This window comes from Bacillus sp. XB1 (genome assembly GCF_053557995.1).
Genome location: NZ_JBNRIL010000001.1, coordinates 2,567,174 through 2,590,757 on the forward strand (window position 1 = coordinate 2,567,174; position 23,584 = coordinate 2,590,757).

General features: G+C 33.9%; 17 protein-coding genes, 1 pseudogene and 1 riboswitch. Of the genes and pseudogenes, 1 reads left to right on the forward strand and 17 read right to left on the reverse strand.

All coding sequences use genetic code 11. The annotated features are described in order from the left end of the window. Positions 1-14: 14 nt before the first annotated feature. The 3 genes from hemH to ACK1U5_RS13175 form a co-directional block, all read right to left on the reverse strand. Positions 15-950: a ferrochelatase gene (gene hemH / locus ACK1U5_RS13165; RefSeq protein WP_000726775.1), complete on the reverse strand. Its 936-nt coding sequence runs from the start codon at positions 948-950 to the stop codon at positions 15-17. 14 nt (positions 951-964) lie between these two features. Beyond that, positions 965-2,011, reverse strand: a complete 1,047-nt coding sequence (gene hemE, locus ACK1U5_RS13170; protein WP_000252605.1) for a uroporphyrinogen decarboxylase — start codon at positions 2,009-2,011, stop codon at positions 965-967. Between the two features lie 177 nt (positions 2,012-2,188). Further along, complete coding sequence (locus tag ACK1U5_RS13175; protein WP_048568197.1) at positions 2,189-4,306, reverse strand: transglycosylase domain-containing protein; 2,118 nt, start codon at positions 4,304-4,306, stop codon at positions 2,189-2,191. Positions 4,307-4,433: 127 nt separating this feature from the next. Between ACK1U5_RS13175 and hmoB the strand changes: the two genes are divergently transcribed. Next, positions 4,434-4,937 (forward strand): heme-degrading monooxygenase HmoB, encoded by a 504-nt coding sequence (gene hmoB, locus ACK1U5_RS13180; protein ID WP_016109457.1) that lies wholly within the window; start codon positions 4,434-4,436, stop codon positions 4,935-4,937. Positions 4,938-5,148: 211 nt separating this feature from the next. On the opposite strand, the pseudogene ACK1U5_RS13185 reads toward hmoB, so the two are convergent. From ACK1U5_RS13185 to ACK1U5_RS13250, 14 genes and pseudogenes are all read right to left on the reverse strand, one after another. Next, positions 5,149-6,551, reverse strand: a pseudogene (locus ACK1U5_RS13185) (PH domain-containing protein). Then, on the reverse strand, positions 6,544-7,020 hold the full coding sequence (locus ACK1U5_RS13190) for a PH domain-containing protein (RefSeq protein WP_001182725.1): 477 nt from the start codon (positions 7,018-7,020) through the stop codon (positions 6,544-6,546). Before ACK1U5_RS13190 ends, ACK1U5_RS13185 begins: the two are co-directional and overlap by 8 nt. 230 nt (positions 7,021-7,250) lie before the next feature. Then, a complete protein-coding gene (locus tag ACK1U5_RS13195) occupies positions 7,251-8,192 on the reverse strand; it encodes a DMT family transporter (protein ID WP_000939625.1) in 942 nt (313 codons plus the stop codon). 88 nt (positions 8,193-8,280) lie between these two features. Beyond that, positions 8,281-9,027, reverse strand: a complete 747-nt coding sequence (locus ACK1U5_RS13200) for an SDR family NAD(P)-dependent oxidoreductase (RefSeq protein ID WP_001208941.1) — start codon at positions 9,025-9,027, stop codon at positions 8,281-8,283. Further along, positions 9,024-9,761 carry a 2OG-Fe dioxygenase family protein gene (locus tag ACK1U5_RS13205; RefSeq protein WP_000144819.1) on the reverse strand — a complete coding sequence of 246 codons (738 nt, stop codon included), beginning with the start codon at positions 9,759-9,761 and terminating at the stop codon, positions 9,024-9,026. The genes ACK1U5_RS13200 and ACK1U5_RS13205 overlap by 4 nt, the downstream gene beginning before the upstream one ends. 477 nt (positions 9,762-10,238) lie before the next feature. Next, entirely contained in the window at positions 10,239-11,207 is a 969-nt protein-coding gene (locus tag ACK1U5_RS13210) for a hypothetical protein (protein ID WP_044584211.1), read from the reverse strand. A gap of 783 nt (positions 11,208-11,990) precedes the next feature. Continuing rightward, entirely contained in the window at positions 11,991-17,924 is a 5,934-nt protein-coding gene (locus tag ACK1U5_RS13215) for a SpaA isopeptide-forming pilin-related protein (protein ID WP_322370099.1), read from the reverse strand. 60 nt (positions 17,925-17,984) lie between these two features. Beyond that, positions 17,985-18,077, reverse strand: a riboswitch (cyclic di-GMP riboswitch). Positions 18,078-18,249: 172 nt separating this feature from the next. Then, entirely contained in the window at positions 18,250-18,786 is a 537-nt protein-coding gene (locus ACK1U5_RS13220) for a TetR/AcrR family transcriptional regulator (protein WP_009327226.1), read from the reverse strand. Between the two features lie 449 nt (positions 18,787-19,235). Next, on the reverse strand, positions 19,236-19,661 hold the full coding sequence (locus ACK1U5_RS13225) for a hypothetical protein (protein ID WP_070757237.1): 426 nt from the start codon (positions 19,659-19,661) through the stop codon (positions 19,236-19,238). Positions 19,662-19,885: 224 nt separating this feature from the next. After that, positions 19,886-20,539, reverse strand: a complete 654-nt coding sequence (locus ACK1U5_RS13230; protein WP_113710754.1) for a DUF975 family protein — start codon at positions 20,537-20,539, stop codon at positions 19,886-19,888. Between the two features lie 200 nt (positions 20,540-20,739). Further along, positions 20,740-22,182 carry a PH domain-containing protein gene (locus tag ACK1U5_RS13235; protein ID WP_000278202.1) on the reverse strand — a complete coding sequence of 481 codons (1,443 nt, stop codon included), beginning with the start codon at positions 22,180-22,182 and terminating at the stop codon, positions 20,740-20,742. Continuing rightward, the gene (locus ACK1U5_RS13240; protein ID WP_000371346.1) at positions 22,175-22,651 is read right to left on the reverse strand and encodes a PH domain-containing protein; all 477 of its coding nucleotides are present in this window, start codon (positions 22,649-22,651) and stop codon (positions 22,175-22,177) included. The genes ACK1U5_RS13235 and ACK1U5_RS13240 overlap by 8 nt, the downstream gene beginning before the upstream one ends. 79 nt (positions 22,652-22,730) lie before the next feature. Beyond that, positions 22,731-22,898 (reverse strand): hypothetical protein, encoded by a 168-nt coding sequence (locus tag ACK1U5_RS13245; RefSeq protein ID WP_000783813.1) that lies wholly within the window; start codon positions 22,896-22,898, stop codon positions 22,731-22,733. A 2-nt stretch (positions 22,899-22,900) separates the two neighbouring features. Next, positions 22,901-23,482 carry a TetR/AcrR family transcriptional regulator gene (locus tag ACK1U5_RS13250; protein WP_048568202.1) on the reverse strand — a complete coding sequence of 194 codons (582 nt, stop codon included), beginning with the start codon at positions 23,480-23,482 and terminating at the stop codon, positions 22,901-22,903. Positions 23,483-23,584 lie beyond the last annotated feature (102 nt).

Sequence of the window (23,584 nt, forward strand, 5' to 3'; positions counted from 1 at the left end):
CTCCCCCTTTCTTCTTACAGTACAGATTCTTTTTTCTTTAATACAACATCTGTTAAACAATCAATAAATGCGTCCGATGCATTTGGCATTTCTGGACGATAATATTTCGCACCAATTTCATCCGTTACAACTTTACACTCAAAGTCGTTGTCATATAAAACTTCTAGATGTTCCGCAACAAATCCAACTGGTGCATATACGAATGAAGTATAACCGTGCTTTTCATTTAGTTCTCTCGTTAAATCTTGTACATCTGGACCAATCCAAGGATCTGGTGTGTTTCCTGCACTTTGCCAGCCTACTGCATAGTTTGCTACTTCAGCTCCGCGCGCGATATAATCCGCTGTTTCATTTAATTGATCTGGATATGGATCGCCCATTGCAATAATTTTCTCTGGTAAGCTATGTGCAGATACGATTAATACTGCTTTTTCACGCTCTGCATCTGACATACCGTTATATATGCCTTTCACTGCATCAACCCAGTACTGGATGAATTTTGGCTCTTTATACCAGCTATCAATGCCGTGAATTGTTAAGTTTCCAAGTTTCTCAGCTTCTTCTTGTGCTCGTCCAACGTATGATTTCACGCTAAACGTAGAATAGTGAGGTGCAAGAACAAGTGCGATTGCATCTTGTATTCCGTCGTTATGCATATCTTTCACCGCATCTTCAATAAACGGTTCAATATGTTTTAAGCCAAGATACATATGGTACTCTACTTCATCTTGTACTTCATTTAAACGCTTCTCTAACTTCTTAGCTTGCTCTAATGTAATAGTAGCTAAAGGAGAAATACCACCAATTGCACGGTAACGCTCTGTTAAATCTTCCAGCATTTCAGGACTTGGCTTTCTTCCTCTGCGAATATGTGTATAGTAACGTTCAATATCTTCTTCTTTATATGGCGTTCCGTATGCCATTACAAGCAAACCAATTTTCTTTTTCATACAGCAATTCTCCTTTACTTCGCTAACTGCCCTTTAGAGTATTCATGAATAAATGTAGTTAAACGTTTTAATGTATCCGGATTTACTTCTGGGAATACACCGTGACCTAAGTTAAAGATGTAACCCGGCTGTTTCATCCCTTGATCTAAAATACCTTTTACATGTTCTTCAATAACAGACCATGGTGCAAGTAAGAATGAAGGGTCCATATTACCTTGTACCGCCTTATGAACGCCACGTGCACGTGCTTCTTCAATCGGTAAGCGCCAGTCTAAGCCGACTACATCAAGCGGTAAGTCGTGCCACTCATTCACTAAGTGTGCAGCTCCTACGCCGTGCATAATCATCGGTACACCCATCTTACGAACTTCTGCAAAAATACGCTCCATTGCTGGTTTAATAAATACGCGATAATCTGCTACATTTACTGTTCCAACCCAAGAATCGAAAATTTGAACTGCTTTTGCTCCTGCGTTTATTTGCGCTTTTAAATATGTAATAACCATATCTGCTAGTTTATCCATTAAAGCAAACCAAGCTTTTGGCTCTGCATACATGAACGCTTTCGTATTATGGTAGTTACGAGATGGACCGCCTTCAATCATATAGCTCGCTAATGTAAATGGAGCTCCTGAAAAACCGATTAACGGTACGTCTAACATTTCTGTCGTTAATAAACGAATTGTATCTAGTATGTACGGTACGTCATCTTCTGGATTGATTTCCCCTAGTTTTTCTACGTCTTGTAAAGAACGGATTGGATTATCAATAACTGGGCCAATACCTGATTTAATTTCTACATCCACACCAATTGCAGGTAGTGGTGACATAATATCTTTATAAAGAATTGCTGCGTCTACGTTATATTGATCAACCGGCAATTTTGTAACGTAAGCACATAACTCTGGATTATGTGTAATTTCAAATAAAGAATACTTTTCTTTAATCTTTCTATATTCCGGCTGTGAACGACCTGCTTGACGCATATACCATGCTGGTACATAATCGGTACGTTCCCCCCTACATGCTTTTAAAAATGTCTCATTTATAGTTCTTACCAAGACCCTTGCTCCCTTCCTTACCAATGCTTCGAATACGTTCGATATTTATCTTTTTTTACTATACAGCTTGTAAAAACAAAATGCATAATATTATGTACGTTGTTCATTAAATTGACACAAACATTCGTAAAAACGCTTACTATTTTCACAACATTCTTATTATAACACAGAGAAAAACTATGGTTTAGCTACTTTTGACTTTTCTCCTTCACGATTCGTTTGTGTATTATATGGTACAACGTAAAAGCTCGGTTTTGAAAATATGTTAACGAACTTTTCCTCATATTCCCCAGCACCATTTACAGTGCTAACATGTGTATGAATTCCGTTCTCCACTCTATAGATTCGGTACATAATTCTGTTATCTGGAAGTGGTTTCCAACTTAATTTTGCTTTAAATAAACCGAAAGGGCTAAATGATAGTTTCATTTTTACATCTTCAATTTTGCGTAGTCGAATCGGAGCACCGATTGTTTCCACACCTTCAGGCTTCATAAACTTCTCTTTATGTTCTACATTAGCCTTCGTTAAAATTTTCTTAAACAATTTTGTCGCAGATGCACTTTCTCCTTGCAACTGATGCTCCTTATCCGTACGGTCATAACCAATCCAAACAGCGCCTACTAAGTTAGGTGTATAGCCGACGAACCACATATCTCTTGCTCCCTTATCGTCATTTGGCAATGAAGTTGTACCCGTTTTTCCAGCTAACGCACCGTTATATACACCAGCTCTCGCTGTCCCTTCCTTCACAACTCCTTCTAACATTTTCGTCATATACCATGCTGTCTGCTTCGAGAAGATTTTCGTCTCTACTTTTGGAGATTCCCCAATGACTGCACCGTGTCTATTTAATACTTTATCAATAACGTGCGGCTCAATAATATTTCCATTTGCTAAAAATGAACGATACATTTTTACAAGATCAAATGTTGAAACGCCATTTTTTAGTCCCCCAAGCGCTGTACTTAAACCAGCATCTGCAATATGGACATTTCCTTTTTCTAAATATTGCTTTCCTTCTTCTACCCCTAACTCATTTAATAAAGAAACTGCCGGTACGTTTGCCGACTCTAAAATCGCATCATACATCGTCATTTCTTTTGAATACTCATGATTATAATTTCGAGGTTCATACCCTTCAAAAGAATTTCTTTCATTTGTTAATAAAGAATACGGATTATACTTTTTCGTTTCTAGTGCTGGTGCATAAACGATAAGTGGTTTTAAAACAGATCCGGGCTGCCTTTTGGCAAAAACACGATTAAATCCTCTCGGGACGTACTTTCTTCCCCCAATCGCCGCTTTAATCCCTCCCGTACGATTATCCATTAATAAGAAAGCACCTTGCGCCCCTTCTTCTTTCCCAGGAAAATTCCTTGCATCTTGAAACTGGTTATATGCTACCTTTTGAATCTTTTCATCCATAGGTACGACAAACGTATATCCTCCGCGAAGTACTTCTTGATGAGACAACCCGTATAAACGAGCGGCTTCATCTATGACCATATCAATATACGGCATATATGCAAGCTCATTCTCATCTAAATTTTTATATAGAGCAATTGTCTTCCCTTGATAACGAACGCTTTCTTCTGCAGTCAAATAGCCTTGTTTATGCATAAGTGACAATACTAGATCGCGGCGTTCCTTACTCTTCTCTGCAGAATAGTACGGTGAATATCCGTTTGGTGACTTCGGAAGGCCTGCAAGCATTGCCCCTTCCTCTACTGTTAAATCCTCAACATTTTTATTAAAATACAACTTTGCTGCCGCTTGAATACCGTAAGCCCCATGACCAAAATAAATATGATTCATATACATTTCAAGAATTTGTTGCTTCGTATATTTTTGCTCTAATTGAAGAGAAATTGCGACTTCCTTCAATTTGCGCGTAAATGTTTTTTCACGAGTTAAAAAGACGTTTTTAGCGAGTTGCTGCGTAATGGTACTACCACCCTCTACCTTCTCTCTAGCTAACGTATCTTTATAAAGAGCACGGAATATAGACGGATAATCAATCCCTTGATGCTCATAAAAACGAGAATCTTCCACCGCAACAAACGCCTGCTGCACATACTTCGGAATTTGCTCGATCGGTACGAGGTCTCTATTTTCTACGTATAATTTCGTAATTTCTTTCCCTTTCTGGTCAACGATACGTGATGAAGAGTGGAAAACGAGCTGCTTTTCATCCATCATATAGCCACCAGCTAACACGATAAGTTTATAGAGTACAATCGCTACTACGAACGTTGCGACGCCGCCTAATAAAGTCCACTTTACTTTCTTCATACATCGTCCTTCTTTCCAAATGATGGTACATTTATTATTTGAAAAAGAAGTATCTTTATGTATATAATCTTCGAAGTTTTTTAAGAGAGTTGATATAATAGAAACAAACTAGTAAGGGGGCATTAAAATGAAGGCTATTATTTCATACGAAACACCTCTAGAACAAGCACATTTCACTGCAAAAAATGATGAAAAAAATATGTTTTATAAAGAAAATACAGAAGAATCTGTAGAAGGTTCACTTCAGTATGACGTACTAGATGCTGTCGGCGAATTCAAAGGACAACCTGGCTATATCGTTTGTAACAACATTTCTGTAACAGACGAAGGTCGCCCTGTATTTGAAAACCGCTTTAAAAACCGCGCAGGCCTTATCGAAAACGAACCAGGATTCCAAGCGATCCGTGTTCTACGCCCATTAAGTAACGATACATATGTCATCTTAACGATGTGGGAAACAGAGCAAAACTTTAAAGACTGGACAGAATCACGTTCATTCGAAAACGCTCATAAAAAACGTCCCACGCAAGTAGAAGGAAAACCTCAGGCTCAAGCGCATCCACATGCGGAACAGCAAAAGAGTATTTTCTCTCGCCCTTCTTTTGTGACTACTTTTGATGTGTTAGTTTAATTAAAAATTAATACAACACTAGCAGTACGTGAAATTATATTAACGATTTTCCGAATATATCTATCACATCTTGAAATATATCAACGATTTTCCGAATATATCTATCATATCTTGAAATATATCAACGATTTTCCGAATATATCTATCATATCTTGAAATATATCAACGATTCGACTAAAGATATCAATTTAATGACAAAAAGGAAACACCATTACACACCGGTGTTTCCTTTTTCTTTGTACCAATTGTATATACGAAGTGAATCTTTTTTTCTCATATGCTTTACTTCATAACCGCTACAAGAGTTGTACATAATTCATCTTTTCTTTGAAAATACGATTGATTATAACCTACTGCTTGAACATGTCTTCTTCGCATTATTCCTGTATATTTCGAAAAATTACGATATACAACCGTTAGTTGATTTTCTCTTAATTCATAACCGCCACTTTTATATCTAGCATACGCAAGTAACGAAAACACGATAAATAACGGTAAAATAAAAAATAACGCAATATATTGTTTTAAATATATACTTACGCTAACAATTAGAACTGTGAGTATGATACTTATTAACCAGCCCATAATGAAATAACGACGCAACGCTGTTTTTGGTAAGTGAGCGATCTCCGCTTCAATTTCATAAGGTAACTCTAAATATGTGAGCAGGTGCTGTACATCTTTTTTCTTCATAAAAGGATGCAGCATCACTTCATTACTTGCTGCTCCAATACTGTGAATTGCTTCCACTTCAACAGCGCAATAACCAAATGGCTGGCGAAGCATACATTCTTTTACAGTAATCGCTTGAATTCGGTGCAATTTTAAGACAAACTCTTTCTTTTCAAATAACCCTTGAACGATACGAATTTCTTCCCCTTTTCGCTCAATTTTAAAGTTTGCATATTTCAACACATATCCAGCCGTGGAAATAATCCATGAAATTGCCATTAAAATTAATGCTATTACAATTAGTTTATAAACACCGTTTCCCATCACATACGCTTCTACTTTACTTGTGAATCCTTCAGGAAGAACAAAATCAAACTTTGTGTAAAGAAGTACCAGTCCAGAAAACACTAGTCCGAACCGACCAGATGTAATCGCTGCTGCTAAAACCTCTTTCGCTGTTAACTGATAAACCGTCTTGCTTTCTTCCTCTTCTATTTCTTCTTTTACAGTAGTTTCTTTCTTATGTAATAAAGAGATTAAATGTTTTGCCTCGTCTTCTTTAATACCAGCCAACATCACTTCTGGTTCACTACCACCACCCGCTACTTCTATATTTAACTTCATAAGCCCAAGCATCTGATAAATGACATTAGAAGACGTACTAACATTTTGCACACGTTCTTTATTTAAATAACTTTCCTTCTTTACAAAAACACCGTGCTTTATATGTAAAATATTATTCTCAATCCAGTACACTTTAAAATACCATTTAATTGCTGAAAAAATAGCCATGATGAATAAAACAACCAGAAGGAAAAGATAAAATAAATACCAAGGTTCCACTTGTTCATCAGGTTTAAATAAAACAAGAATAATAAGTGGCAACAAACTCGCAACTCTAATACCTAACAATATCGTAATCGGATGTTGCCTCTTATACATCCTTATCACTCACTTTCGCAAGTTCTCCAATTTGTCTTTTTAGCTGTTCTGCTTCTTCTTTCGTTAAACCTGGAATACTATGAGAAGTTGCGGCTGTTGAAATGTGTAATTCTGCTAAATTATACTTTCTCATGATCGGCCCTTGCTCAATCGTTACGTGCTGCACACGGATCATCGGAATAAGTACGCGTTTTACAACGAACATTCCCTTTTGAATCTCAATCTCTTCTTCATTTAATCTGTAACTATAATAGCGCTGACGTAAATTTGGAAACACAAAATAATCAAGTGGAATAAATGTAATAGCTCCTGTTACTAATAGTCCAAACAACCAGCCCCACCAGTTAAAGTTAATCATAAAAAAGAAATACGCAATTACGACTGTTAGTATAACTGCCGTCCCAATTAAAGCGTGAATTCGCCACACTTTCAGCATATTAGAATGAATCTCCCTTTCTAACGGCTGCATCTCATCACTCCAATTCTATAAATTTATTACTTATATATTATCAAAAAATAAGATTTCATATACATTTTTGTAAATTTATAGTCAAATAAAAATATATGAATCAAAAGCATATTAAAGAAACACACACCTCAGTGTTGAAAATTATGTATTATAAATATGAATTATATTGAACTAAAATAAACCTTACATGATTCATGTAAGGTTTATCGTTTTATACACAATATATTTCATTATTGTTGAGATATACTAGCATCGCTTTCAATTCGCTTTTCTTTTTGGCTCAGTTTTTTATCTTTAGATTTTTTTAACGTTAAAGTCATACCAATAAAAATAAAAAGAATTCCTGTTATTTGCATTAAAGTTGGACGGAATCCAGTAAGTACAGTATCTAATAATATTGCCACTGCCGGATCCAAAAAAACTAATATTGAGATTGTTTTTGTAGATAAATAGCGTAAACTATCAAAAAACAGATAATATACTATCCCTGTGTGAATAAAACCAGTAGCTATAATATATGTCCAATTACTTTGAGTGAGGCCACTAAAAGCATCTAAATCTATAAATGGTATTAAAAGAAATATCCCCAAGAATGTTTGTAAAAATGTCATTGCATACGCACTCATTTTGTTAATCCCTTTACCAAATAAAGTTGTAAATGCATAAAAGAGAGCTGCTAGAAATCCCCATATCATACCTGAAGACATTAATGAACCGACAGAGAAACTTCCATCGATACCAGCAATTAATAAAGCTCCTGCAAAACACACAATTATTGAAATGATAGATATGAATGTTAATTTTTCTTTAAAGACGATACTTCCAATTAACAGTACAATTACTGGTGCAAGATGATAAACCGAGATAGCAATTGTAACTGACATATTTTCAAAGGCTTTAAATAAGAAAACCCAATTAAATACTAAGAAAAAGCCACATATTAAAACTTGAATAACTTCTTTTCGTTCCCATTTATCTTGTTTATATTGCCCTGTAAGCAACCAGCATACACTTAAAAATATTGTCGCAAAAATACACCTTACAAACACTAATTCAAACGAAGGTAAGTTTGTTTGAACTGAAAAAAATCCAACTGATCCAAAGATAACCATTGATGCTATCATCTTTAAAGCCGGTACCGTTTTCTCTTGCTTAAAACTTTTTTGAAGCAAATTAATCCCCCTCCAATAAAAACTCGGTTTATAGTGAGAAAAACACCAGCCTAAAAAAGGACAGGTGCTTTTCCTCAAAAACACTCAATTATAAATTTTTCCCAGCAGTCCAACCACCATCAATTACAAAATTAGAACCAGTAATAAAGCGGGCCTGATCAGAAATCAAGTACTCAATACATGAAACAATATCCTGCGGCAACCCCCAAGTATCTAAAGATTGATTACTTTTTATCATAGACATCAAGGCTGTATTACTAAAGTATTCTTCTGTAAGTTCAGTTCTAATAACACCGGGAGAAATGCTATTCACCCTTATATTTTGCTTTCCAAATTCCATAGCCATCTGTTTAGTCAATCCGATTAAAGCATGCTTTGATGCAACATAAGCAGCTCGCTCTGGTTCAGCCATTAATCCAGAAACCGATGCTATATTCACAATACAACCTTTTATTTTCGATTCACACCATCGCTTAGCTACTTCCCTAGAAAGGATAAATGGGGCTACTAAATTTACATCAATTACTTTTTTAAACATATCATCGGATAAATGTAAAACAGGTGTTATCTCTCGAATACCAGCTGCATTTATTAATATATCAGGAGAAAGCTTTTCTAAATCTAATTGAGTAAAAAGATTATGAATCGCTTCGCTATTACTTAAATCAATTTGCACTACTTTCAAAGGCATATCTGTTTTCATATAATCTATTAAATTATTATTATTAATATCAAGCGCTATTACATGAAATGATTTTTCTAAAAAGTATTTTATACAAGCATGACCTATACCGCTATTGGCTCCAGAAATCATAATTATTTTATTCTCTCTCATTTTGTCTCCTTATAAGAAAATGTTACTAATAAAATATCACGAAAAGCCTCCGTACTACATTCTGTTCCAAGTGGCGTTACGGCATGGAAGACCTTTTGTCCAAATACTAAAGTTTCTAAAGGCTCCTTCAAACTTATAAACTGATTAATTTCCCGAGGAGAATTAGCTATTAAATTATCTCCACCAATAGCTGTATTACTTAAATTCATAAGGTGTAAAAACACTACTGGTTCATCATCTTTATGTAACCAAATAGGTGAACTAAAAGATGGTCTTTCTTTAGTAGCTTTATATCTTACTTGATGTAAACCTATAATTAAGTCTTTACTTGTATCTATTATATTTGTTTTAAATGCAAATTCAGTATCGAAGCGCACGATATTTTGAATTAAAGGATTACATAAAAAGCTATCATTTATGCTATTGAACTGTCTAACTTTCCCGCCATCGTCATAGTTATATTCTTTAGATTGGAAGTAATCATTACTATTATCTAAAATATAATCTGGTGAATCAACATACTTTATATACCTTGAATAAGATCTAGCACGACATTCACCGTATGCATCATCTTCCAAATTATAATAATCTAACTGTGCTTGTGTTAATAGACGATGATTCTCTTCCTCTTGTAAAAAGATTTCATTTGAAATCTCAAGGAATCCTTTAGATTCAAATTCATGTACCTTTTCTTCTATGCTAAAGCCACTCATTTTACTAAGAACAAACGTCATTATAAAAACCTCCACACTATTGTATTTTTCTATCTCACCCTATGTTAGAAATGCAATAAGTAACCGAGATTCTTGCTTAATAAAATTAAAAATTATGATATTCAATTAATACACCAAATGAAATATACGTAATTCATTAAAATTATTTATTAAGCAACATTATATATCCTTTCGGGTATTTTTTCTAATTATCTGAAGATTTATCAACATTAGTCTTAATATTCAAAAATAAAGAAATAGATTTTTCAGAAAGATAAAACTGCGCGTATTGCAATTATTTATGTATATAACTTTTTTTAAAATTATATTTTAAATATAGCTAGTTTTTTATAAATTTTTTGATATAATTACATACGGGAAAAGGGAAGAACTTTGTCTTCCCTTGTGTTTTTATTTGCATCTAGTACTTTTGCTAGATGCTTTTTTTTATGCTAAAAAGGGTATCCTCAAATACTTTGAGGATACCTTTTCCATCAATTAGTGCAGTTCAATAATTGTACCATCTTCGAATACTTTGAATACTCCAGTAAATCCTGGTCCAGCTGCGCCTTCTATTTTATATGTCGTACGCACTCTAATTTGATAATATTTCTTTCCATTCTCCACTTGCGTATTCTCTAGCGTGTAATCATAGTCTTCTTTATATTCATTTTTAATATATTCTTTAGCTTTCTCAAAAGTAAATGCATTTTGTTTTTTTTCTGTCTCAGTTTTTTGATTTTTTTCTGCCTCTACCTTCTGATTCTTTTCTGTCTCAGTTTTTTGATTTTTTTCTGCCTCTACCTTCTGATTCTTTTCAGTCGCTAGCTTTTGATTTTTTTCTGTCTCTGCTTTTTGATTCTTTTCTGTTGCTACCTTTTGAGTCGTTACTGCAGTGGTTTTTTGTGCCTTCGTTGGTGATTCACTTTTTGCATTTTTTTCTTCTTCATTAATTTTAGTAACTAATCCTACCGCTTTTTTATTATATTCTTCAAGTTTCTTGTTATCTTTTGTTTCTGCAACTAGCTTATTTAATATCTCTCTTGCTTCTGCATAATTTTTCTTACTTATTAACTCTTCACTTTTCGTCAGTTGCTCGCTATACTTCTTTTTTTGTTCTAAGATGGCTAGTAATGCTGTCCGTTCTTCCTTCGCTTGTTTTATAAGCGTAGTATTTCCATTCTTCATGTTCTCTACTTTTTCAAATGACTTGATTGATTCTTCTATCTTTGTTTCTTCTTTTAACTTCACAGCTTCAATCATTGCTTTCGTTTGTTCTACAAGAACTTTTGCATCTGAATCATCTTTTTTCTCATCTAGCGCTTGTTCAAATGATGATAAGGCATTTTTATATTCTTTATTCGTTAACGCGGTCTTTCCTTCATCCATTGCTTTTTCAAAATTACCATTACTACATCCAGCTAACATTAAAAACGTAAGTCCAATTACCATTAATAACTTTTTCATTTTCTCTCCTCCTATATATCCCTAAAATAATAACAGCATATGTATAAAAGTCTGTGTAGTAATTAGACTGAAAGTAAATATGTACTACGTTGTGTGTGGGAAAGGAATTATATTTCATTTACTATCATTACTTAAAACTCCTAAATAGTTGGTTTTCTTCTTCTTTTAAGACAGAAAGGAGTTTTAATAATGTGCGTAAATCTCTCACCAGGCTCTTTACTACACACACTCTTATACACATAGAAAAACTATTTTTAGGTTGCTATTTTTTTAACTTTACATATTCTCGGTTGATTGATACGAACCTCATTTTGTAACATAACGAAAGACAAAAGAAAACAAACCGTAACATAAGTTACCGTTTGTAACATTACTGTAATATAAATGTAACATAAGAATTTTGAACATACAATAGTTTTTTTACATTATTTTCCCCTATCTACATTTTAAGGTGCTACTACAGTGCTAAAACGATTTTCATCTCCCACCTGTTATTGGACTATCATCCTTTGAGTACTTTAGGAAATAGACTTCTTTCCTAAAGTACTCAAATTAATTACAAAGATAACTCTTTTTTCATCCAAACATTACGAAGACCTTTAATCTTTTACTTTCACATTAAATATATATAGCTAACTTTTTTGATATAGTCACATTAAGAAAATAGGGCAAACTTTGTATTCCTTTTTGTTTTTATTTGTATCGAGTTCTTTTGCTAAATACTTTTTTATTTGACATAAAAAAGGTATCCTCAATTACTTTGAGGATACCTTTTCACCTTTATTATCTCTGCTGTTTTCTACCTAATATGAGTAATCCAAAACTCATCATTACAAGAAGTGCTCCCATATATGGTTCCACAGGCATTTTCTGCCCTGTCTTCGGTAATTCTTTTTCAAGTTTCTCTGGATTCGGTGTTCCAGGCTTTTCTGGATCTGGTGTTCCAGGCTTTTCTGGATTTGGTGTTCCAGGCTTTTCTGGATCTGGTGTTCCAGGCTTTTCTGGATTTGGTGTTCCAGGTTTTTCTGGATCTGGTGTTCCAGGTTTTTCTGGATCTGGTGTTCCAGGTTTTTCTGGATCTGGTGTTTCTGGGCCTGGTGGCGCTAAATGATTCAATTTGTTTAATACTTCTAATTGAACTGCATTTATCATTCCATTTGTAATTTCAAATGGAATTGGATTAGTTAATTTTTCATATCCTTTTGGTGCTTCTACTTCTACTAGTGTGTAGTTACCTACAGATAGATCTGTGATTTTTGCCTTTCCATCTTTATCTGTTGTTACTTTCACTACTACTTTTCCCTTTTCATCATGAACCTCAAACACAGCTCCTGATAAGACTTCCTTGCTTTCAGCGGCCATTTTTGTAATCTCCACTGAACCTTTGTCTAACTGTTCATTCTCTACTTGCAATGATAAGACTTTCGTCATACCTTTTGTAATTTCGAATGAAACTGGCTTTTCTAGTGGTTTGTAGCCTGCTGGTGTTTCTACTTCTACTAACTCATACTTTCCAATAGATAAATCTGAAATGTCTGCTTTTCCTTCTTTATCCGTTGTTACTTTCGCAACTACTTTGCCTTTTGAGTCACGTACTTCAAATACAACATTTTCTAATGGTGCTTTACTGTCTTTATCTATTTTTGTGATTTCTACATTCCCCGTATCTACCATTTCATTTTCTACAGTGAACGCTAAAGATTTTGTCATACCTTTTGTAATTTCAAATAGTACAGGCTTTTCTAATTTTTTGTAGCCTGGTAAACTCTCTACTTCTACTAACTTGTACTTTCCTACTGATAAATCTGCAACTGTTGCTTTTCCAGCTTTATCTGTCGTTACTTTCGTTACTACCTTGCCTTTGTCGTCTTGAACTTCAAAGACTACACCTGCTAACGGTGCCTTATTATCTTTATCTATTTTTGTAATTTCTACATTTCCCGTATCTACCATTTCATTTTCTATGTTTAATGATAGAACTTCTGTCATACCTTTTGTAATTTCAAACGATACTGGTTCTGTTAATTGTTTGTAACCTGGTAAACTTTCTTTCTCTACTAATTTGTACTTTCCTACAGATAAGTCTGAGATTTTTACTTTACCATTTTTATCTGTTTTTACTTCTGTTACTACTTTACCTTTGTCGTCTTGTACTTCGAAGACTACGCCTTCTAATACTTTTTGACTATCTTTATCTACTTTTGTGATTTCTACTGAACCTTTGTCTAACTGTTCATTCTCTACTTTTAATGATAAGACTTCTGTCATACCCTTTTTAATTTCGAATGATACTGGCTCTGTTAGTTTTTTGTAGCCTGGTAAGCTCTCTTTCTCTACTAATTTGTACTTTCCTACAGATAAGTCTGAGATTTTTGCTTTACCATTTTTATCTGTCTTTACTTCCGTTACTACTTTTCCTTGTTCGTCTTGTACTTCGAAGACTACGTCTTCTAATACTTTTTGACTATCTTTATCTACTTTTGTGATTTCTACTGAGCCTTTGTCTACTAGTTCATTCTCTACTTTTAGTGATAAGACTTCTGTCATACCTTTTTTGATTTCAAATGATACTGGTTTCGCTAGTTTTTTATATCCTGGTAAGCTCTCTACCTCTACTAGCTTATATTTTCCTACTGATAAATCAGCAATCTTTGCTTTTCCTTCTTTATCTGTCGTTACTTTTGTTACTACTTTGCCTTTTTCATCTTGTACTTCGAAGACTACACCTGCTAATGCTTTTTGACTATCTTTATCTACTTTTGTAATCTCTACTGAGCCTTTGTCTAACTGTTCATTCTCTACTTTTAATGATAAGACTTCTGTCATACCTTTTTTGATTTCGAATGATACTGGCTCTGTTAGTTTTTTGTAACCTGGTAAGCTTTTTTTCTCTACTAATTTGTACTTTCCTACAGATAAGTCTGAGATTTTTGCTTTCCCTTCTTTATCTGTCGTTACTTCTGTTACTACTTTGCCTTGTACGTCTTGTACTTCGAAGACTACACTTGCTAATGCTTTTTGACTATCTTTATCTACTTTTGTTACTTCCACATTTCCCTTGTCTAACATTTCGTTTTCTACTGTTAAAGCAAGAGATTTTGTCATGCCTTTTTCAATTTGGAAAGTAATCGGATCTACTAATTGTTTATATCCTTTTGGTGCTTTTACTTCTACTAACTTGTATGTGCCGACTGATAAATTAGTAACTTGTACTTGTCCTTTTTTATCTGTCGTTATTTTAGCGACTACTTGCCCTGCTTCATCTTGAATTTCAAAGACTGCATCAGCTAAAGCATCTTTATTTTCTTTATCTACTTTTGTAATTTCTACATTTCCTGTATCCACTAATTCATTTTCTACTGTTAGCTTTAGCGCTGTTACTCTACCCTTTTCAATTTCAAATGAAATTGGCTTTTCTAGTGGTTTGTATCCTGCCGGTGTTTCTACTTCTACCAACTCATACTTCCCGATAGATAAATCTGAAACGTTTGCTTTTCCTTCTTTATCCGTTGTTACTTTCGCAACTATTTTTCCTTTTAAATCACGTACTTCAAATACAACATTTTCTAATGGTGCTTTACTATCTTTATCTATTTTTGTTATCTCGACATTCCCTGTATCCACCATTTCATTTTCTACTTTTAATGATAGGACTTCAGTCATGCCTTTTTTGATTTCAAATGATATTGGTTTTTCTAATTTTTTATAACCAGGTAAACTTTCTACCTCTACTAATTCATACTTTCCTACAAGTAAATCTGAAACATTTGCTTTTCCATCTTTATCTGTCGTTACTTTTGTAACTTCATTACCCTTTTCATCTTGGACGATGAATGTTACTCCCGCTAACGGTGCTTTATTATCTTTATCTATCTTTGTTATCTCTATATTTCCCGTATCTACCATTTCATTTTCTATTTTTAATGATAGAACTTCGGTCATGCCTTTTTTGATTTCAAACGATACTGGCTCTGTTAATTTTTTATAGCCTGGTAAACTTTCTTTCTCTACTAATTTATACTTTCCTACTAATAGATCTGAGATTTTTGCTTTACCATCTTTATCTGTTTTTACTTCCTTTACTACTGTTCCAGCTTCATCTTGCACTTCAAAGACTACGCCTTTTAATGCTTTTTTGCTGTCTTTATCTATTTTTGTAATTTCTACTGAACCTTTATCTAACTGTTCATTTTCTACTTTCAATGATAGGACTGTTGTCATACCTTTTGTAATTTCGAATGATACTGGATCTGTTAGCTTTTTGTAGCCTGGTAAACTTTTCGTCTCTACTAATTTGTACTTTCCTACTGATAGATCTGAGATTTTTGCTTTACCATCTTTATCTGTTTTTACTTCAGTTACTAATTTGCCTTGCTCATCTTGCACTTCGAAGACTACGCCTTCTAATACTTTTTGGCTATCTTTATCTATTTTTGTAATTTCTACTGAGCCTTTGTCTAACTGCTCATTTTCTACTTTTATCGATACAGCTTTTGTCATACCTTTTGTAATTTCAAATGGTACTGGTTCTGTTAGCTTTTTATAACCTGGTAAGCTTTTCGTCTCTACTAATTTGTACTTTCCTACTGATAGATCTGAAACGTTTGCTTTTCCATCTTTATCTGTTACTACTTTTCTTACTACTCCATCTTTCTCATCTTGGACTTCAAATTCGACACCCGCTAATACTGCCCCGTTTTCTTTGTCCACTTTTGTGATTTCTATATTACCTTTGTCAACCATTGCATTTTCCACTTGTATTGGGAATATGCCGTCCCCTGTTACATTTACTTCGAACTCTGTTTCTTTTAATTGGTAGCCTTCAGGCGCTTTCGTTTCTTTTAAAATATATTTTCCTAGTGCTAACGGTTTAGAGATTGCCTTACCATCTTTATCTGTAACAATATGTTCGACTACTACACCGTCTTTTACTATATCAAACTCTGCATTTGCTAATGGTTTTTCACCATTTTCCGAATCAATTTTCTTTATTTCAATTTGACCCTTTTGCACAGTATTTTTAATTTCAATTGTTTTTGTTTCTCCAGCTTGAAGTGTAACCTCTACTGGGCTTGTTAATTTTTGATATCCTTCTGGTGCTACTGTTTCATAAACTTTATACGTCCCAGGAGCTAAAGTTTGAAGTACTGAAAAACCTTTTTCGTCCGTTGTCAGTTTTGCAACAACTTCATTTGCACTATTTCGAACTTCAAATTCGGCACCTTTTAACCCTTTGTTCGGATTCTCAGAATCTATTTTATGAAGCGATACTGTACCATCTTTTGGAGCTTCAGGCGGTGTAATAGTTACTTCTTTTGATGTTAATGTTTTATCATCAAAATGTAATTCCGCTTTATTAGGAATCTTCTTATCTACGTAAGAAGATAAGTCTGCATTATTTTTAATTTTCGCCTTGATACTAAGATTAATTATCTGGTCTTCATATGACTTATAATCAAAATTCTCACCAAACGTAAATGTTACTTCACTTCTTTGTTTATCTATATTTAACGTCCCTTTAGAAGTAATATCTTGGCCATTTTTATCATACACTTTTGCCTCTAATACTTCTAAAACATCTTCTAAATCATCACTAATTACCATAGATGTGTATTTAGGAGGATCGTTCGGTATATGTGTACCAACTTGGTATTGAATAACTTGATCCATTTGTGTTAGCTGCTCATTCTCTACAAGCTTGCCATTCTCATCAACTATATTTTTTTCAATGCTAGGTGGATTATTGTCACCTGAACCGGATCCTCCCCCACCACTCACAAATACTTGTCCTACTTTTTCTTCAGTTTTAATATTTTTACCTTCTAATTTCACAGTATTTTTATGAGGTTTTGCAGCAGGATTTGTAACCTTTGTTTTATATCTTAAAATATAGCCTTTTGAACTGTCTGGAAATTCAATTGTAAATCCAGTCTTTGTTGCATTTATTTTAATGTTAGATAAATTTGCTGGCTTAATATTTGTTGGTGCATAACCATCTTCAAATACAGCCTCTTCTAATAATACGCTGTCTGTAATTAACTCATGCCCAGGTCCTAATGTATCTGTTAATTTAAGATCTTGCATTTCTGTTCCAGTTGCATTTACATATACAAGCCAATCAGCAATAGACGGATCTTCTTGATTATAAGAACCCCATTTCAATAGATTTTCCGTATTGGGTTGTGGCTTCGGTCTCTCTGTCGTATTACTTACATTTACTTCTTTATTTACGATTTGACCATCAACGTTAAATTCTAATGGAATTTCTTTAACACCATCATATGCTTCTAGACCAAAGTAGAATTCTACGAATAAAGAACCTTTAATGTTGTTCTTTCCTTCTACGTAATCACCCATAGTACACGTTAATAGACCCTTTTTCATCTCACATGTACCAACTGTTTTTCCTTCAGCATCTTTTAAAGGAAAACTCATATTCATAAGGTCTTTTCGAAACTCTTTTGGCATATCAATTGTGAATTGATCTCCACTTTTTATTTTTTCTTTAGCTGACCACTTCACTTCTACTTTCATACCATCTGAGGCTTGATATGGTTCAGATGTCGTGCCATCAGTACGGGAAATATTAATTTCGTCCACTGGACTTTTCATCACAGCAGCTTGAATAACTGGAGCCCACACATTCAGCACTGAAAATAATACTAGAAAAACTAATGAAACCATTGAAATATGTCTTTTAGTACTTTTCATTTGCATAGTTCCCTCCTAAATTTTTATATTTATATAACAAAAAAAGATCGTCCGGTTGCATCAAAAATGTGCAACCAGACGATCTTAGTAACCAATATGTATTACCGTAGACTCTAAGCTTTGCGGCCTATCCTTTCGAATAGTGTGCTAAAAATATCTTTTATTCTTTTTTTGTTTCATTTTCCTCTTAAACCAAATATTACTATACCGTCTGGACGGTTATAATTCAATACTCTATAAAATTGTTCTATTTTTCTAATAAAAAAAATAATTCACCACTACATTAAAGAAGCAATGGTGAATTATTTTAAAATTATATAGTTCGCATATTCTATTTATATGAATTACTAATAAGAGCTTGAATTACTTTTTCTCTTAACTCGGGGCTTAGTCTTCCAACCCCTAAATATTCCGAATACCATAATCCATCTGCTGCTAATCTAATAATTGTTGCACAAACTGAATCTATCTCATCATTCTCTATATTTTTTTGCAGTTGCTGAAATGATTGTTGTAATGGCTCAAGTAATTCAGGTTTTAACATGAGTGCTGCCATCATACTGCTAGACAACTCTTCTGTTCTTCTCTCATTACTTAATCTTTCCTCTACAAAAGAGCGAACCCATCTCCCTTTCCTCTCTGAGTCTTCCGCTACTTTATTGTAAATGGCCCCTTCATAATCCTCTACCCCTCGGACTATCATACCTTCTATTAAAGCTTCTTTATTTGAAAAGTGATACAATAATCCACCTTTGCTTAAACCCGCCTCTTTTGCCACTGCTTCCAAGGTTAATTTAGCAACCCCTTTACATTGTACAATTTGAGAAGCGGCCGTCAAAATCTTTTGCCGCGTTATGCTTATACTCATTCCTTTTTAAAACCCCATTTCTACTAAATTTATATAAATACGAATCTTATTTTTAATATTGTTGATTACTACTAAGTATTTTCTTTATACAACAAAAGCTTCATTACCTTTGAATTTTTAGTTACTTATTCTATTAAAAATTTCCATATCATTCAATATGATAACATTAAATACACAAAGCTGACTATACATCTATACTTTTGTATTTATTGAAAATATATCCATTAATAAAATTTACCGATTTATTCCTTCTTATTACTTTAAGACAGCATTAATTCTTTCAGTACTAAATAAAAAATGTTATTACTCCCATTAAATTGAGTAATAACATTCTACTTAACAAATTCGCTGCCAACTAGCATCCTTCACATCTTCACTAGTCGGTTTTCTAACTGATCCAATAAAGTGAAACTTTATATCCGCAACATGGACAGGTGTATTTCATTTTGTCACTCCATTATTAACTTGTTTTCCCATATATTCCGACCCACAAAGAATGTAACAGCACAAATCATAGTTATCCCCATGAAAAATGTATTAGAATCTTCATATGTAGTTGGAATGCCTACCGTTACGAAAACAATACTAAAAGCTAAAAATAGATATAATAATAAAGATATAATATAGCTTAGTTTAAATCGTAAAATGATACCTCTAAACAATAGCTCACCAAGTAGACAGCCACCTAAAATAATAGGTACTCCGAAATACAATGTAAGGACTCCCATTTGCGCAGTAGATTGAATTATCTTTCCAATTATGTTCGGCGAAACCAGCTCACTATCGTTTCCCATCCTATCATATAAATCAAGTGCTGTTGCTGAAATAAAGAAACTTAATATAGAAAATGAATACGGTATTAAAAATTTGCTCACTCTCATTCACCTCGCTTTTTTCTTTACATATATTATTCATTATTTCCTATCATTTTTACATAAAAAAATAACCCTCTATGATAAAACATAGAGGGAAGCATTTCTATATAAAAATCTATACCTTATCCTGAAGTGAATCCCGAAAATAGGACAAATATCAAAACACCTAAACCATTTGCTATCTGCTCCCTACATTCTTTAGGGTAGATAGTTTATATGTTTTATTAGAAAGTAGTGCCTTCTTTTTTATAATATTCTTTTGAAATCTCTTCATAAAATGCGGCTGATGTCGCGTAGAAATAAGGTGCTAACCATAAGAAACCGATTCCTACAGTAAGAATACTTAAAATGAACCAACCTAAGAAACTTAAGCATAGTAAAAAGTAATCCATTTTATGTCCATTCATCATATGACGACTCTCAGTAATCGCTTGATTCGCTGTATATTCTGGATGATCATTCAAAATAAAATATGTCATAGAATAAGAAAATGATTTAATAATACCTGGAATAATAAGAAGTAATGTCCATAGAGTCAAGTATACATACATTAGTAAATATGTTAAAAACGACTTTATCAACTTACTTCCATCGCTAAACCATCTAAATATATGACCAATGCGAGCATCAGTCCCACGAATTGCATTTAAAACAAGATAATAGGCACCTATTGTTAATGGACCAATAACAAGCATTACTATAATACTTACTGTAAGTGAATCACTTGCTTCTTCCCAACCCCAAAATATCGAGAAAATACCTGTTGTTAGCATTTCAACAGCTCCAATAAGGATTCCAATTAATAAGGTTGCCCCTACCGCTAATCCCCATCTTCCTTTTAATACATCAAGTGCTTCTCTTTTCAACTGACTTATCATATATAACCTCCTAATACTATTTATATTTTAGTATACCATTTATATCAAAAACCCCATAGATTTCCCTTAAATAGAAGCTAATTACCTTTTTTCATACGTATTGATACATGTGTGCTGTAGTTGTACTAATATATGGATTAAACGACTCTTTTCCCTATAACAAAAAAGCCTGCCTTTCATAATAGGCAAGCTTTCTCAAGTTACATCTCATTTATTTTCTTCTTATACCAATCCTGCATTCTCTCCGCATCTTCTACTCTCGTATGCTCTATTTTATAACTAGATGATGCACTCGAAAACTTATACGTACATAAATCCGCACGGCGCTGGAAATATGATTGTGTCTTCTCCATTGATTGGACGTGTCTTCTTCTAATAAGTCCTGTATATTTTCCGACGCTACGATAGACAAGTGTAATTTGTTCTCCGTTAACACTGTAGCCATTTGTTTTAAATGTTGCGTATCCAAGTGTAAAGATAAGGATTGCGAGCGGTAGTAATGCCCACATGATGTAATACTTTTCAAAGTATATGCTTATTCCAGTAAGCGGGATTGCGAGCATAGCGAAAAAGATAAAACTATCAATGAGATAGCGGCGCAATGCTGCTTTTGGTAACGAAGTAATACTTGCATTCAGTTCGTATGGTAATTGTAAATGCGCGAGTAATTGTTGCACTCGATCTTTTCGAATGATAGGATGCAGTGTAACTTTTTCTTCTTTCCCTTCACTTTGAATGACTTCTACTTGCACAGCACAATAACCGAACGGTTGGCGTAAAATGCCTTCTTTTATCGTAATCCCTTGAATGCGGTGCAATTTTAGTACGAGTTCTTTTCTCTCCAGTAACCCTTGCGAAATACGGACTTCATCATTTTTTCGATTCACTGTGAAGTTACCGTGTTTTAACGCGTAGCCAATTGTAGATATCATCCAAGAAACGACAAGTAAAATAGCTACCATGTAAATCCAGCCATATATATCGTGGTCCATTACATATGACGTCACACTATTTTTTATCCATTTCGGAATATACTCATCTACTTGGTGATAAACGAAAAAGATTAAAGAGAACAATACTCCAAATTGACCAGATGTAACAGACGCTATTAAAATCTCTTTCCACGTTAACTTGTACTCTGTCGTTTGTTTTTCCTCTGTAACAATTGCTTTTTCTACTGTATTTTCTGCTGCTTCGTCTAACGTTTTTTCTGCTTTCACTTCTGGAGTTGGCTCATTTAGCAAAGTAATAAGCTCCGTCGCCTCTTCTACCGTAATTCCAGCTAAGCTAACTTCTGCTTCATCGCCCCCGCCAGCTGTTTCAATCTGAATTTTTTTCAAACCGAGCATTTGGTATAGTACGTTAGAACTTGTATTAATTGTTTGAACACGTTCTTTATTTAAGTAGCTCTCCTTTTTCACAAAGAGACCTTGTTTCACATGTAATACGTTATTTTCGACCCAGTATACTTTGTAATACCAGCCTACGATAGCTGAAATAATTGTGATCAACGCAAAACCAATAGGAACTAAATACCAAAATGGAAACTTTCCCCTTAAGCTAAAAAGAAAAATAATGAGTGGTATAAAATCTGTTATTTTTAATTCTAATAACATCGTGATTGGATGCTGCCTCTTATACATCCTCATCACTCACTTTCGCTAATTCTGCGATTTTCGTTTTCAACATTTCAGCTTCATACATCGTTAAACCTGGGATGCTATGAGAAGTTGCCGCTGTTGAAATGTGTAATTCTGCTAATCCGTATTTTCTCATAATTGGCCCTTGTTCAATCGTAACGTGCTGCACACGAATCATCGGTACTAATACGCGCTTTACGACGAAAAGACCATGCTGAATTTCAAGTTCTTCTTCATTTAGTTGGTAGCTGTAATAACGTTGACGTAGTTTCGGAAACGTAAAGTAATCAAACGGTGTATATACAATTGTTAATCCGATGAGCACATAGAAAATCCAAGCCCACCAATTAAACTTAATCATAAAGAAAAGATATGCCAAAATGACTATAATACTGATTCCTAGCTCAATTAAAGAACGCGCTTTCCACACCTTGACCATGTCAGGGTGAATTTCATTTTTCAATGGATCCATGTAACCACTCCAAATCTAGTAATCTAATATATGAATACTCTCAATCTATATTTTACGTAACTTTACAGAAAATTGAAATTCAATCTTCTTTCTTCTCAGGAATAAAATATCCGAACCAAAGTAGCCAAATGAAACCGATTAACTTCATCCAATTTCCATCCGCTTGAAAAGCTTCAATCATACCTGGTATTTTATAAACCCCAATAAATCCAAGAAAACCGAGCCACCAGTTTTTTTGCATTTTCATCTTTACTCCTCCTTCATGACGTTTTTCACATTTCGAATCCAAATTTCTTTATACTTTAACTGGAATCCCATGAGCATATAGTTGCTCATATTATCAATCACGAGTGCTAGCGTATGAGCATTTTCTTCCGTTTCATGTTGTGACACTACGTCAAGTCTTGCGCCTTTCTTCAATAAATCGTGGAAACCATTTAAGAAATCTTCTTGTATTTCAAATAAGCGTTTCTGATACTTTTCATTTCGCGATGCAGTTACGATAAATTCATTGATAACGCGTAATATCCCTTCTTTCCCTTCATATTCAGAGAGCATATGTAAACCATCAGCAATTAACTTTTCTGCAAAGTTTTCTTTCGTATATTGCTCTTTATCGAAATAACTCACGAAATGATATCCAGAGAAAATTTCTTCAAATAAAAAATCGATTAACGCTTCTTTAGAAGAAAAATGATAATAAATAGCCGGTTTTGAAATACCTACCTCTTTCGCAATCATGGAAAGACTCATCTTCTCAATGCCGTGTTCTGCCATAAGTTTAAATGAAGCCTCTACAATGTTTTGCGATGTTTGTAAATTCTTCGTCATACTGTACCTCACTTATTTTTACTTACCGGTCGGTAAGTAAATTATAAAACAAAACGAAATGATTTTCAATTTAGTTAGCACTACAGAAGGTATTTATTGGAA